A 12,285-nucleotide genomic window follows, 5' to 3' on the forward strand; every position below is an offset into this window, starting at 1 on the left:
GAGGTTCCCCGGGGTCCGCCCGCGCACCGGCTCCGGAAGTGAGCGGAAATACGCTCGCCGGCAACCGCCCGCTCAGCCGGCGAACGGCGTCCCGGGCAGCCCCTCCCCCGCGTCCGGCAGGACGAGCAGGGAGCCGGACAGCGGGTGGGGGGTGTCCAGACCCGTCCGGGCGGTGGAGACGTACAGGTCTCGGAGGCCGGGCCCGCCGAACGCGCACGCCGTGGGCCGCCGGACCGGCAGTTCCACGACCCTGTCCAGCCGGCCGTCGGGGGTGTAGCGCCGCACCGCCGCGCCGTCCCAGAAGGCGACCCACACGCAGCCCTCGGCATCCACCGTCAGCCCGTCGGGCCACCCGGGCCGCTCGACGGCGACGAAGGTACGCCGGTTCAGGACGCGCTCCCCGTCCACATCGAAGACGTCGACGCGGCGCGTGGGGGTGTCGACGTAGTACATCAGCCGGCCGTCCGGACTCCATCCGGTGCCGTTGCTGACCGTCACCGCGTCCAGGGCGGGGCGCACCGTGCCGTCCGGGGCGATCCGGGACAGGGTTCCGCCCGCCTCCGCCTCGTCGTAGCGCATGGTGCCCGCCCAGAGCGCGCCGTCGGGTGCCACGGCCGCGTCGTTGCCCCGCCGCCCGGGGACGGGGTCGTGGACCAGCCAGGAGAAGGAGCCGTCGGCGTCGTACAGTCCGGTGCCGTCCCGCAGGACGACCACGAGGCCGCCGCCGGCCCGCGGCTTCGCCGCCCCGACGTGCTGGCCGGTGTCCATGACCGTACGACGGCCGGTCGACGGGTCGTAGGTGTGGACGCGGGCGGAGAGGATGTCGACCCAGATGAGCCGGCCCGTGGCCGGGTCCCAGGTGGGACCTTCGCCCAGCTCGGCCCGGGCGCGCACGGCCACCTCCGGGGCCGGCCTCATATCTGGGGCCGGTGGTGTCCGAGACGGCCGGACAGGGCGTCGGCGCCGCCCGCGGCGAGCTGCGCGAGTTCCGCCTCGCGCTCCTCGCTCCAGCGGATCATGGGCACGGAGATGGAGAGCGCGGCGACGACGCGTCCGGACCGGTCCCGGACGGGTGCGGCCACACAGCTCACGTCGGGGTTCGACTCCCGGTGCTCGACCGCTACGCCCCGCTTGCGGACGCCCGCGAGAGCGGCCCGCAGCTCCGCGGGGTCGGTGAGGCTGTTGTCGGTCATGGCGATGAGCTCGCGGCCGTCGAGGCGGGCGTCGAGCTCCGCCTCCGGAAGCGCGGCGAGCAGCAGCTTGCCCACGGAGGTGCAGTGGGCGGGCAGCTTGCGGCCGGCGGCCGAGACCATGCGGACGGCGTGCGTGGAGTCCACCTTGGCGATGTAGATGACCTCGGTGTCCTCCAGGATCGCCACGTGGACCGTCTCGCCGCAGGTCTCGGCGACCTCACGGGCGACCTGCTGGCCCTCGGCCGCGAGGTCGAGCTGCTCCGCGTAGCGGCTGCCCAGCTGGTAGGTGCGCACGCCGAGCCGGTAGCGGCCCGGCTGTTCCGGGACCGTGACCAGATAGGACCTGGCGGCGAGCGTGGTGAGCAGTTCGTGGACGGTCGTCCGCGGCAGTTGGAGCTTGCGCGTGACCTCGGGAGCGGAGAGGGTTCCCTCACCCTGGAGGAAGAGTTCGAGAACATCCAGCGCCCTGGTCACCGCAGGGACGAGTCGCCCCATGATCGACCGCCAATCTCGTTCGACACTCCGGCCAATGACCGGAATCACGAACGCAGGCTAACGTCAGGGAACTTGTCCGGGCAATGTCCGTGGCACGGCGGAGCAGTCCGGAGGGTGCTTTTCGCCACACTCTCCGCATTACTGTCGGGTGTCGTGCCGGGATCCGTCCGGAATTCGACGGAGGACCCTGCGCGCGCCTCCTGGTTCACCGCGCGGTCGCAGGGTATTCGCTGTCCCATGTCCACATCGAGCACTCTCTCCTCCCCCGGCCGCTGGCCGGCCAGGTTCCACCAGCGCGACCTGGCCGTGTTCCAGCGCGTCGCCGAAAGACACTGGCCCGGCGCCGAGCACGTCCTGCCACGGCTGAGCCGCAGCGCCAATCACGGCCTGCTCTGGTTCGGGGCCGCCGCGGGCATGGCGGCGCTGGGCTCCAGTGCGCGGTCCCGCAGGGCGGCGCTGCGCGGGATCGCCTCGCTGGCCGTGGCCTCGGCCGCGATCAACACCGTGGGCAAGGGAGCCGTACGCCGAGACCGCCCGATAGTGGACCTGGTTCCGGTCATGAGGCAGCTGAAGCGCCAGCCCTTCACCACGTCGTTCCCCTCGGGGCACGCGGCGTCCGCGGCGGCCTTCGCGACGGGCGTCGCCCTGGAGTCGAAGGGCTGGGGCGCGGTCGTGGCCCCGGTGGCCGTGGCCGTCGCCGCGTCGCGTGTCTACACCGGTGTCCACTATCCGAGCGATGTGGTGGCCGGTGCGGCACTCGGCGTCGGGGCCGCGTTCGCACTGCGGGGCGTCGTACCGACCCGTGGACAGCTGCCCGCCCCGGGCAGGCCGCCGGCCGAGGCCCCGGCGCTGACCGCGGGCAAGGATCTGGTGGTGGTCGTCAACCGGGAGTCCGGCTCCGCGACCGCGGCCGCGACCATGATCCGCGACGCACTGCCCCTCGCCGAGACGATGGAGTGCGCGCCCGCAGACCTGCCGGGATGCCTGGAGGAGGCCGCACGGCAGGGCAAGGCCCTGGGCGTGTGCGGAGGTGACGGGACCGTCAACATGGCGGCGGCCGTCGCCGCGACCCATGGCATGCCGCTCGCCGTCTTCCCCGGCGGGACCCTCAACCACTTCGCGTACGACCTCGGCATCGAGACCGTGCACGACACGGTGACGGCGATCACTTCGGGTGACGCGGTCCGGGTGGACCTCGGCCGCTTCCGGCCGGGTCCACAGGGGCCGGGCGGCGCGGACGGGTACTTCCTCAACGCCTTCAGCCTGGGCGTCTACCCGGAGCTGGTGCGCACCCGGGAGCACTGGGCCCCGAGGATCGGCGGCTGGCCCGCCGGTGTGCTCGCGGCCTTCGAGGCATTGCGCGGATCCCGCCCCCTGACCGCAGAACTCCAGGGCAGGCGCAGGCCGTTGTGGCTGCTCTTCGTGGGCAACGGACTGTTCCGGCGGGTGGGTCCCGCGCCGGGCCGCCGGCACAACCTGGCGGACGGACTGCTGGACGTACGGGTGGTCCACGGCGGCCGCACCCCCGGGCTCCGGCTGCTCGCCGCGGCGATCGCCGGCCCCCTGTCCCGCTCCCCCGTCCACGCGGCCGTACGACGCCGCAAGGTGCGGATCGCCGGGCTCACGCCGGGCACTCCGTACGCCTTCGACGGCGAAGTGGCCCACTCCGGAAAGGAATTGCTGATCGACAAGCTGCCCGAGGCTCTGACCGTGTACTGCCCGATGCCCGTGTAGCCACAGACCACATCATGAGACGCCTATCTCAGAATGCGACATCGCGGCGTACCTTTGCCCCATCGCCTGCGACTGAGGTCCGAGAGAGGACGTACGGCCATGCCGAAGGAAACAGCCGTCTACACACACGGCCACCACGAGTCGGTCCTGCGCTCGCACCAGTGGCGGACCGCCGCCAACTCGGCGGCGTACCTCATCGGTGAACTCCGCCCGGGCCAGGCGGTGCTGGACGTCGGCTGCGGACCGGGCACCATCACCGCGGACATCGCCGCGCTGGTGGCGCCCGGCCGGGTGACGGCGGTCGACACCAGCCGCGACATCCTGGACCGTGCGGCGGCGGCAGCCGCCGAACGGGGCCTGGTCAACGTGGAGTTCGCCACCGCGGACGTCCATTCACTGGACTTCCCCGACGACTCCTTCGACGTCGTCCACGCCCATCAGGTGCTCCAGCACGTGGGCGATCCCGTACAGGCGCTGCGCGAGATGCGGCGCGTCTGCCGGCCCGGAGGCGTCGTCGCCGCCCGTGACAGCGATTACGCGGCGATGACGTGGTACCCGGAGGTCCCCGGGATGCGGGAATGGCAGGAGCTGTACGACCGGGTGGCCCGCGCCAACGGCGGCGAGCCCGACGCGGGACGCCGGCTGCTGTCCTGGGCGCAGCAGGCCGGCTTCACCGACATCACCCCGACGGCGGCCGCCTGGTGCTTCGCCACCCCGGAGAACCGCGCCTGGTGGAGCGGGCTGTGGGCGGACCGCACGACCGCATCCGTGTACGCGAAGCTGGCCGTGGACGGCGGGCATGCGAGCGCCGGACAGCTGACGGCGGTTGCGGAGGCCTGGCGCGCCTGGGGCCAGGAGCCCGACGCGTGGTTCATGGTGCCGCACGGCGAGGTGCTCTGCCGGGTCTGACCCCGCGATACGGGAAGGAACCGACCACATCGCAACGGGTCGGCAACTACCCTCGTGGGCATGGAGATCCTGGGAACCACGCTGCGTATCTGTGTCGACGACCTGGAAGCCTCGGTGGCCTTCTACGAGGGCCTGACCAGCGCTCCGGCGATGCGCTTCGAGCGCGGCGGGGTCTCGGTGGCCGCGATCGGCTGCTTCCTGCTGATGAGCGGACCCGAGTCGGAGCTGGAGGTGCTGCGCAAGGTGTCGGCGACGATCGCGGTCAAGGACGTCGACGAGGCGAACGCGGCACTGACCAGGGTGGGCGCGAAGGTCATCGCGGGCCCCGTGCCCACCCCGGCGGGCCGCAATCTGATCGCTCTGCACCCGGACGGCTCGGTCTTCGAGTACGTCGACCGCAAGGTGTCCGCCTGACGGCGCTCGGCCGATGCACACCATGACCTGATCCGCGGGCCGTCAGAACCGGGGCCGGGTGTCGTGCGCGGGCAGCGGGCGCAGCGCGGTCCAGCGCTCCAGCAGGCGTGCGGCCAGGGCCGCGCCGAGATCGCCGAGCGCGTGCAGGCGGTCGTGGCCGCGGGTCAGGTCGGCAACCACGCCGAGCCGGTGGAGGAGCCGCTCCCGAGCGGAGACATAGCCCCACTCGAAGTCCTCCGCAGGCACCCGTGCGAGGTGGTCGGCCGACTCGCGGTGGGCACGCTCGACGAGTGCGTCGCCACGGATCAGCCAGCCGGCGCAGGCGTCGGCGAGGTCGCCGGGGACGTCGGTGCCGGTGAGACTCCGCCAGGTGCTGCGGTAGACGTCCTCGGCTTCGGCGAGGGGAGCGCCCGTGACCGACATCGCACACCAGCACGTCGGGAACCCGATGCGGAGGTAGGCGAGTTCGACCAGTCCGTTGCCCAGCGAGGCCTGCTCGAAGTCGACGAAGCGGACGCCGGTGGCGGTGCGCAGGTCGTTGCCGGGGCAGGGGTCGCCGTGCAGCAGGGAGTGGTGGGGCGTGGGATCGAGCCGGTCGATCAGGCCGGCCAGCTCGTTCGGCACCCCGGGCGGGACGGGGACGTCGAGCGCCCGGGCGAGGGCGAGGAAGGACTCGGCGTCGGCGGCCGTCGGACCGGACCAGCCGGGGAGCGTGCCCGCATCGGCCGGCCCGGTGAGCGCGTGCAGCCGGGCGAGGGCCTCGGCGTAGCCCGGCATCCAGTCGTCGGCCGCGCCGAGATCGTCGAGGTGTTCCAGGACCATCACGCGGGACTCCGGGTCCGTCCCGAGCAGGGAGGGCGCGACGCCCGGACGGGCAGCCCTCCCTGCCAGCCGCAACGCGGCGACCTCCCGCGCATAGCGCCTGTCCCCGTCGGCCCCGGTTCCGCCTCCGCCGGCGATCTGTTTGACGATCACCCGGCCACCACCGCGCAGTTGGACCCGCCACACCCGGGAGCGCGGACTGCTGTCCAGGAGTGTGGCCTCCTCCGGGGAGCCCAGCGCGGAACGCAGCTCGTCGCTGAACGGCACCCGGGTCGGCATGACGGTCAGCGTAGGACGTCACGCGGCACGGTGTACGGATTTCTCGCCCCCGTGCGTTCCCGGTCGGTCGCTGTGACGTGCGCCACGGTCCGGGTGCTTCGGGCGGAACAGGCGCGATCATGACCGGATGGACGCTCGTTTTCTCGGCATCGCCGAGCTCGTCGATACCCCGTCCGTGGCGGTCGTGGTCGACGTCATGCGTGCGTACACGGTCGCTGCCTGGGCCTTCGCGCGCGGGGCGGAGAAGATCGTCCTTGCCGGGTCGCTGGACGAGGCACTGGCGCTCAAGGCCCGCCACCCGCACTGGGTGGCGCTCAAGGACGGCCCGCCGGCACCCGGGTTCGACGCCGTCAACTCGCCGGGCCTGCTGCGGTCGGTCGACCTCGGCGGGCGGACCGTCGTGCAGAAGACCACGGCGGGCACGGTCGGCGCGCTCGCGGTCAAGGAGGCGTCCCTGGTGTTGTGCGCCGGCTTCGTGGTCGCGGAGGCAACGGCCCGGCTCCTGCGGACGCGCGAGTGCGCCGGTGTCACGTTCGTGGTCACCGGCGAGGACGGGCACGCCGATGAGGACCTGGCGTGCGCTCAGTACATCGCCCGGAGGGCCACCGGCACCGGGACGGATGCCGCCGAGTTCCTCCGGCGCGCCGGCGGGTCACGCGCCGCCACCGAGCTGAGGGAGGGTGTGCGTCAGGGAGTCCATCCCGATGACGTCGCCCTCTGCCTCGAGCTCGACCGGTTCCCCTTCGCCATGGTGGCGACGCCGGAGGACGGCCTCATGGTCCTGCGGCCGTGCACCGTGCCTCCCCTCTGACCGACGGTCACCCCGCCCGATGCCGGAGCGGCGCCGTCCGGCCGGGCGGTGACGACGCCCGGCGGGGCCGGTCAGGGCAGGATCTCGACGTACCCGTCGGTTCCGTGCACACGGACGCGCTGTCCGTCCCGGATCAGCGTGGTGGCCTGCTCCACGCCCACGACGGCCGCCAGGCCGTACTCCCTGGCGATCACCGCGCCATGGGTCATCAGGCCGCCCACCTCCGTCACCAGGCCCGCGACGCCGACGAACAGCGGCGACCAGCTGGGGTCCGTGAAGGTCGTGACCAGGATGTCACCCGCTTCGAGATCGGCCTCCGCCATGTCGAGGACGACACGGGCCCGTCCCTCGACGGTCCCGGCGGAGACCGGCAGGCCGGTCAGGGCGCCGGCCGGCACGCCGTCGCGCCGGTACGCCCCGTTGACGCCCTCACCGTCCGAGGTGAGCACCCGGGGCGGTGTGAGCGCGCGGTACGACCGGAACGCGTCCTTGCGCCGCTGGACGAGTCCGCCGTCCACCTGGCTCGAGCGCACGACGTCGTGGAGTTCCTGGAAGGTGAGGTAGAAGATGTCCTCCCTCTCGGGGAGCACGCCGTCCCGTACGAGGCGCTCGGCCTCCTCCAGCAGGGCCCGCCTGTAGACGAGGTAGCGGCTGACGACGTCGTACTTCGGGTACTCCCGGTACCCGATGAAGGTTCTGACCCGGTCGATCATCCGCTCGGCCTCGTCGGCCTTCCTGCCGCCGTCCGGCAGGGCCCGCAAGCGTGACAGCACGTCCTGTTCCTTCTCGCCCGCCTTCTTCAGCCCCTGCTCGAAGCGCCGCCCGGCGGCGCCGGGCCCGAAGTTCCTGACGTTGTCGAGGATCGCGGGCACGAGTGTGGTGGGACGCTCCCGCCAGCGTGGCCTCGTGATGTCGATCTCGCCCGCGCAGCGCATGCCGTACCGGTCGAGGTAGGCCTCCACGGCGTCGCGCGCCGCGGCGCCTCCGGCGAGCTTCGCCAACTCGTCAAGGAAGGCCGTGTCCTCGGCACACCCGACGTTCTGCAGGAACGCCACCACCTCCGGCAGCGGGCGGATCACGTCCGCGACGTCGAGCAGCGCCAGTCCCATCTCCGACGTGACGTTGCCGGGGGCGGACAGCGTGAGTGTGTCGGCCGCGTTCTTCTCGCCCAGCCACTCCCCCAGCTTGTCGTTGAGCCACCACGTGGCCTCCATCCCCGCCATGACCGCCTGCATGCTCAGCCGGTCACCGAGGACCCGTCTGTGCTCCACGAAGGCTTCCGACAGGAAGTCGAACAGCGCCGGTCCGGTCTTCGTCCGGATGTCGCGCTCCAGGGCTGCGACGGAGATCCGGCTGCGCTCGATCAGCCCTGCGACGACGGCCGGATCGGTCTCGACCGGGGCGGAAGCGCTCCCGGTCCGCGTCCCGCCGGGGGCCGCGTCCGGGAGCGACGGGACGAAGTCGTCGCGGTCGAGGACGGTCTCCAGAGCATCCCTGATCAGCGGATCGCCCCTCCCGACGACCTCCAGGAGGGCGGCGCGGCCGGCGGGCGAGGCCAGCCGCCGGGTGGCGTCGACGAACAGCCGCCCGCCGGCCTCGTGCATCGGCGCCATGGCCGTCAGCTGCCACACGGAGATCCCCAGGGGCTTCATGGGGTCGGTCATCATCTGCTGGTGACCCACCGAGAGGTAGACGTGGTTCTCCCGGTCGTCGGCCTCGGGCACGGGGAACAGCGTCGTGATCGGGCGGCTCTGGACGATCTGGAAGCCGTCGTCGGCCAGGCACCATTCGATGTCCTGCGGCCGGCCGAAGTGCGCTTCGATCCGCCTCCCGAGCCGCACGAGCCCCACGGCCTGCGCGTCCGTCAGCGCCGGCTGCTCCTGTCGCCGCGCGTCGACCACCACCTCCTGCGTACCGCCGGCCGGCAGGGCGTGAACCGCACGCTGCTTGGCGGCGATCGCCCTGGCGACGACCTCGCCGTCGCGCACCTTGAAGACGTCCGGGTTCACCAGCCCGGAGACCAGCACCTCCCCGAGACCGAAGCCGGCGTCCACGGTGGAGACCTTCCGGTTGCCCGTGACGGGGTCGGCCGTGAACAGCACGCCGGCCGCGTCGGGGAAGACCATCCGCTGCACGACCACGGCCATGCGGACCGTGCGGTGGTCGATCCCGTTCTGCCGCCGGTAGGTCACGGCCCGCTCGGTGAACAGCGAGGCCCAGCAGCGGCTGACGTGCCGGAGGACCTCGGGTCCCATGACGTTCAGGTAGGTGTCCTGCTGGCCTGCGAAGGAGGCCGTCGGCAGGTCCTCCGCCGTCGCACTGGACCGGACGGCGTAGGCGGCCCGCTCGCCGGGCGGGGCGAGCGCGCCGGTGATCGCCGTCGCGAGATCGCCCGGAACGGCGGTCCCCTCGATGGTCCGGCGGATCCGCGCGCTGAGCGAGCGGATCGTCTCCTGGTCCTCCGGGTTCACGCGCGAGAGCTGATCGAGCAGGTCGTCGACCGACGGTGCCTCCGCCACGATCCGCCGGAAGGCCTCCGTCGTCACGCAGAAGCCACCCGGCACACGGATGCCGTCGATCCGCGAGAGCTCGCCGAGGTGCGCGCCCTTGCCGCCGACGAGCGCGGTCCGCGTCCCGTCGGCCTCCTGAAGATCCACCACGTACTGCCCGGGCATCGCGCCGCCTCCGGTGCTTCCGTGCTCCGTCGTACCGCGGTGGCCGGTCGGATCGCCTGCGCCTGCCGAACCTTCGAACCTCATGCCGAGCACGTCCTCACCCCTGCTTGCCTTGCCTGCCGGTCGCCCGCTCCGTACGGCCGGGCGGAGCCGGCCCGCGCCTCCGCGCCGGGCGTCCGCGCCCCGTCGGCAGACGATTCTGCGCCGTGCCCCGGGCCTTGCGGCAAGCCCCCCGACGCGCTATACGTTGGAAGTGGCAAGGAGAGGGCTCTCCTTGCCACTGTTCTGTGCGACGGCCGCCCCGCCCACCGCACCGACGGTCCGCCCGGATCACACAGCCGGCCCCATCGTGGCGGTCAGCGGTCCGACGTCTCCGGTCCCGTCTCCGCGAAGGCGTCGACCACCAGATCCGCGAGCAGCGCGCCGGCCGTGCCGTCAGGGTCGAGATCGGGGTCGTAGATCGTGACGTTGAGCCCCACGCAGCGAGGTGACCGTACGAGGATGCGGAGCAGCGTGGCGAGTTCACCGGGGAACAGGCCGCCGTCGTCCGGACTGTCCACGGCGGGCATGACGCCGGGGTCGAGGACATCGGCGTCGAGGTGGACCCAGAAGCCGTCGAGGACGGGGACCTCCAGGGTCTGCACCACGGCACGGGCGATGTCGGCGGGCCCCCATTCCCTGATCTCCCCCACCGTGGCGTTGGAGATCTTCAGCGCGGTCATCTCGGCACGGTCCTCGTCGTCGTCCCGCATGCCGAAGAGGCGGATGTCCTCGTCCTTGAGATAGGGCCCCAGCCCTTCGATGTCGGTGAGGTCCGTCTGTCCGCGCCCGGTGGAGAGCGCCAGCTCCTCGCCGCCCGCCGCGCCGATGCGGTCGCTGTTGCCCGGGTGCCTGAAGTCGGCGGAACCGTCGATCGCGGCCAGCCCGTACCGGCCGATGCGGCGCAGCGCGAGGGTGGCGCCGAGCTGGATGGAACAGTCGCCCCCGAGGACGACCGGGAACTCGCCCGCCCTGACATGTCCTTCGATGCGGTCGGCGAGTGTGCGCGTGTAGCGGGCGATGGCCTCGGCGTTGAAGACGCCGTCGCCCTCCTGCCAGTCACCGCGGTCGTAGCGCGGCGGTACGACGACACCGCCCTCCAGCGCCCGGAGCCGCTGCACGATGCGCTGCTCTCGGAGCGCGCCGGCGAGTTTGTAGCAGCCGGGCACGGTGCCGGGGGCGGGGGGCCGCAGCCCGAGGTTCGAGGGGGCGTCGAGGACGACACGTGTACGCATGCGGCCATCCTCACCACGCCCGCCGGAGGATGTCTCCCCTTTTCCCGAGGAGTTCCCGGTCCGGGCCCCTGCGCCCCGTGCGTCCTTGCGGCTGCACGGGTCGCCGCGCCCGCCCCGGGGCGCGGGTCAGCCGAGCGTCCTCGCGGCACACTCGGTCACGACGGACCGGAGACTGTCCGAGCCCGCGAGCACCTCACGCTGTGCCCGAGCACCCGTCCCCCGCTCGAGCACCGTCCGCAGCGCCTTCTCGGCCTCCACGAGGTCGCCGCTGTCCTCCAGGGCGTCACCCACGTGCGTGAGCAGCGCGTGCGCGACGTCCGCCGCGGGCTCGGGCCGCGTGGTGAGCGGGTGGATCAGCCGCCCCTCCAGACCCGAGCGCGCGGCCTGCCAGGAAGCCATGCGCAGGACGCTCACCGACGCGGGGTGCGGCGGGTCGCCGGCCCGCCAGGCGCGTGCCGCCGTCTCGACGAGACCCCGTACGAGCGTGGCGAGCAGCACGGTGTCGGCCGGGTCCAGGCACACGTCCGCCACCCTGACCTCCACGGTGGGGTAGCGGTGCGAGAGGCGCGCGTCGAAGTAGATCATCCCCTTGTCGCGCAGGACTCCCGTGTCGACCATCGTCCGGACCTGCTCGTGGTAGCGGTCCGCGGAGCCGAACACCTCCACCGGGCCTGCCGAGGGCCACCGGCCCCAGACCCTGCTGCGGTAGCCGTCGTAGGCCGTGTCCTGCCCCTGCCAGAAGGGCGAGTTCGCGCTCAGGGCCAGCAGGACCGGCAACCAGGGCCGCACCCGGTCCAGTACGGCGACGCCCTCCTCGTCCGAGTTCACCGACACGTGCACATGGCAGCCGCAGGTCAGCTGCTCCTGCGCGGTCAGGCCGAACCGTTCCGCCAGCCATCGGTACCGCTCGTCCTCCCCGATGGAGGGACTGGCCGGCATCGGGGAGGTGGCGAGTGCGGCCACGGTGGCGCCCATCTCCGACGCGCTGCGGGCCGCCTCGGCTCGCCAGCGACGTATCTCCTCCGCCAGGTCCGCCATCTTCTCGCGCGGCTCGGTTCCGAACTCAAGTTGCTGGTGGTGCAGTTCGGCCTCGAAGACCGAGTCGCCCTCGGCGCGGCGTTCCGCCAGGGCCAGCACCGCCGTCGACAGCGTCCGGGGGTCACCGCTCTCCGCGTCGACGAGCAGGAGCTCTTCCTCGACTCCGACAGTCCGCACGTCCGTGTCCTCTCCGCCGCCGCCCGGTACGCCCCGTGGCGGGTGATGACCTGCGCGTACCCCCGGCTCGACCGTTCAGGCCGGTGCCGGGGGCCGGGTGCGGATCAGCTTCCGCGACGCGGCGTCCGGGGGACGAGGACTGCGGGGCGCTACCGGGCGGCGCGCCTGCGGAACAGATAGGCCCCGCAGAGCCCGCCCGCCACGAAGACCCCCAGCAGCGCGGCCCAGAGCGGCATCGTGACCTTCGGGATGATGACCCGGATGGTGACGTCGGCGGTGTTCACGCAGATGAAGACGATCGTCAGTACGGCCAGCACGGTGACGGCGATCCGGGCGGGGGTGAAGGCGCTCGCGGTGTCGCTGGATACGTCCTTGGGGCTCATGGCCGCCCTCCCTGAGTCCTGGTGCCGGGTCCGGGAACAAGCGGTCCCCGGACCCCAGGATGACTCCGTCCCGGGTCCGGG

General features: G+C 72.6%; 11 protein-coding genes. 4 read left to right on the top strand and 7 right to left on the bottom strand.

Features of this window, described 5'->3' with window-relative positions; genetic code table 11:
* Positions 1 to 72: 72 nt before the first annotated feature.
* Positions 73 to 918: an SMP-30/gluconolactonase/LRE family protein gene (locus ACFUNE_RS20870; protein WP_383569860.1), complete on the bottom strand. Its 846-nt coding sequence runs from the start codon at positions 916 to 918 to the stop codon at positions 73 to 75.
* Positions 915 to 1,688, bottom strand: coding sequence for an IclR family transcriptional regulator (locus ACFUNE_RS20875; RefSeq protein WP_383569863.1), 774 nt, complete (start codon positions 1,686 to 1,688; stop codon positions 915 to 917). The genes ACFUNE_RS20870 and ACFUNE_RS20875 overlap by 4 nt, the downstream gene beginning before the upstream one ends.
* A gap of 237 nt (positions 1,689 to 1,925) precedes the next feature.
* Here ACFUNE_RS20875 and ACFUNE_RS20880 point away from each other — a divergent pair, with 237 nt between their 5' ends.
* The 3 genes from ACFUNE_RS20880 to ACFUNE_RS20890 all read left to right on the top strand — a co-directional run bounded on the left by ACFUNE_RS20880 (position 1,926) and on the right by ACFUNE_RS20890 (position 4,745).
* Positions 1,926 to 3,422: a bifunctional phosphatase PAP2/diacylglycerol kinase family protein gene (locus ACFUNE_RS20880; RefSeq protein WP_383569866.1), complete on the top strand. Its 1,497-nt coding sequence runs from the start codon at positions 1,926 to 1,928 to the stop codon at positions 3,420 to 3,422.
* Between the two features lie 99 nt (positions 3,423 to 3,521).
* A complete protein-coding gene (locus ACFUNE_RS20885) occupies positions 3,522 to 4,331 on the top strand; it encodes a methyltransferase domain-containing protein (RefSeq protein ID WP_383569868.1) in 810 nt (269 codons plus the stop codon).
* Positions 4,332 to 4,391: 60 nt separating this feature from the next.
* The gene (locus ACFUNE_RS20890) at positions 4,392 to 4,745 is read left to right on the top strand and encodes a VOC family protein (protein ID WP_383569871.1); all 354 of its coding nucleotides are present in this window, start codon (positions 4,392 to 4,394) and stop codon (positions 4,743 to 4,745) included.
* A 42-nt stretch (positions 4,746 to 4,787) separates the two neighbouring features.
* On the opposite strand, the gene ACFUNE_RS20895 is transcribed toward ACFUNE_RS20890, so the two are convergent.
* The gene (locus tag ACFUNE_RS20895; RefSeq protein WP_383569874.1) at positions 4,788 to 5,846 is read right to left on the bottom strand and encodes an aminoglycoside phosphotransferase family protein; all 1,059 of its coding nucleotides are present in this window, start codon (positions 5,844 to 5,846) and stop codon (positions 4,788 to 4,790) included.
* Between the two features lie 127 nt (positions 5,847 to 5,973).
* Between ACFUNE_RS20895 and ACFUNE_RS20900 the strand changes: the two genes are divergently transcribed.
* Positions 5,974 to 6,657: a 2-phosphosulfolactate phosphatase gene (locus tag ACFUNE_RS20900; protein WP_383569877.1), complete on the top strand. Its 684-nt coding sequence runs from the start codon at positions 5,974 to 5,976 to the stop codon at positions 6,655 to 6,657.
* 71 nt (positions 6,658 to 6,728) lie between these two features.
* On the opposite strand, the gene rph is transcribed toward ACFUNE_RS20900, so the two are convergent.
* The 4 genes from rph to ACFUNE_RS20920 all read right to left on the bottom strand — a co-directional run bounded on the left by rph (position 6,729) and on the right by ACFUNE_RS20920 (position 12,204).
* On the bottom strand, positions 6,729 to 9,332 hold the full coding sequence (gene rph, locus ACFUNE_RS20905) for a rifamycin-inactivating phosphotransferase (RefSeq protein WP_383570311.1): 2,604 nt from the start codon (positions 9,330 to 9,332) through the stop codon (positions 6,729 to 6,731).
* A 356-nt stretch (positions 9,333 to 9,688) separates the two neighbouring features.
* Positions 9,689 to 10,606 (bottom strand): arginase family protein, encoded by a 918-nt coding sequence (locus ACFUNE_RS20910; RefSeq protein WP_383569880.1) that lies wholly within the window; start codon positions 10,604 to 10,606, stop codon positions 9,689 to 9,691.
* A gap of 126 nt (positions 10,607 to 10,732) precedes the next feature.
* A complete protein-coding gene (locus ACFUNE_RS20915) occupies positions 10,733 to 11,821 on the bottom strand; it encodes a glutamate--cysteine ligase (protein WP_383569883.1) in 1,089 nt (362 codons plus the stop codon).
* 149 nt (positions 11,822 to 11,970) lie between these two features.
* Positions 11,971 to 12,204, bottom strand: a complete 234-nt coding sequence (locus ACFUNE_RS20920) for a DUF1049 domain-containing protein (RefSeq protein ID WP_383569887.1) — start codon at positions 12,202 to 12,204, stop codon at positions 11,971 to 11,973.
* Positions 12,205 to 12,285 lie beyond the last annotated feature (81 nt).

The organism is Streptomyces sp. NPDC057287, from assembly GCF_042667905.1.
GTDB lineage: Bacteria > Actinomycetota > Actinomycetes > Streptomycetales > Streptomycetaceae > Streptomyces.

Bases quoted from the DNA above. Each gene is read 5' to 3' on its own strand.
- ACFUNE_RS20870 (WP_383569860.1), bottom strand. From the start codon at position 918: ATGAGGCCGGCCCCGGAGGTGGCCGTGCGCGCCCGGGCCGAGCTGGGC.
- ACFUNE_RS20875 (WP_383569863.1), bottom strand. From the start codon at position 1,688: ATGGGGCGACTCGTCCCTGCGGTGACCAGGGCGCTGGATGTTCTCGAA.
- ACFUNE_RS20880 (WP_383569866.1), top strand. From the start codon at position 1,926: ATGTCCACATCGAGCACTCTCTCCTCCCCCGGCCGCTGGCCGGCCAGG.
- ACFUNE_RS20885 (WP_383569868.1), top strand. From the start codon at position 3,522: ATGCCGAAGGAAACAGCCGTCTACACACACGGCCACCACGAGTCGGTC.
- ACFUNE_RS20890 (WP_383569871.1), top strand. From the start codon at position 4,392: ATGGAGATCCTGGGAACCACGCTGCGTATCTGTGTCGACGACCTGGAA.
- ACFUNE_RS20895 (WP_383569874.1), bottom strand. From the start codon at position 5,846: ATGCCGACCCGGGTGCCGTTCAGCGACGAGCTGCGTTCCGCGCTGGGC.
- ACFUNE_RS20900 (WP_383569877.1), top strand. From the start codon at position 5,974: ATGGACGCTCGTTTTCTCGGCATCGCCGAGCTCGTCGATACCCCGTCC.
- rph (WP_383570311.1), bottom strand. From the start codon at position 9,332: ATGCCCGGGCAGTACGTGGTGGATCTTCAGGAGGCCGACGGGACGCGG.
- ACFUNE_RS20910 (WP_383569880.1), bottom strand. From the start codon at position 10,606: ATGCGTACACGTGTCGTCCTCGACGCCCCCTCGAACCTCGGGCTGCGG.
- ACFUNE_RS20920 (WP_383569887.1), bottom strand. From the start codon at position 12,204: ATGAGCCCCAAGGACGTATCCAGCGACACCGCGAGCGCCTTCACCCCC.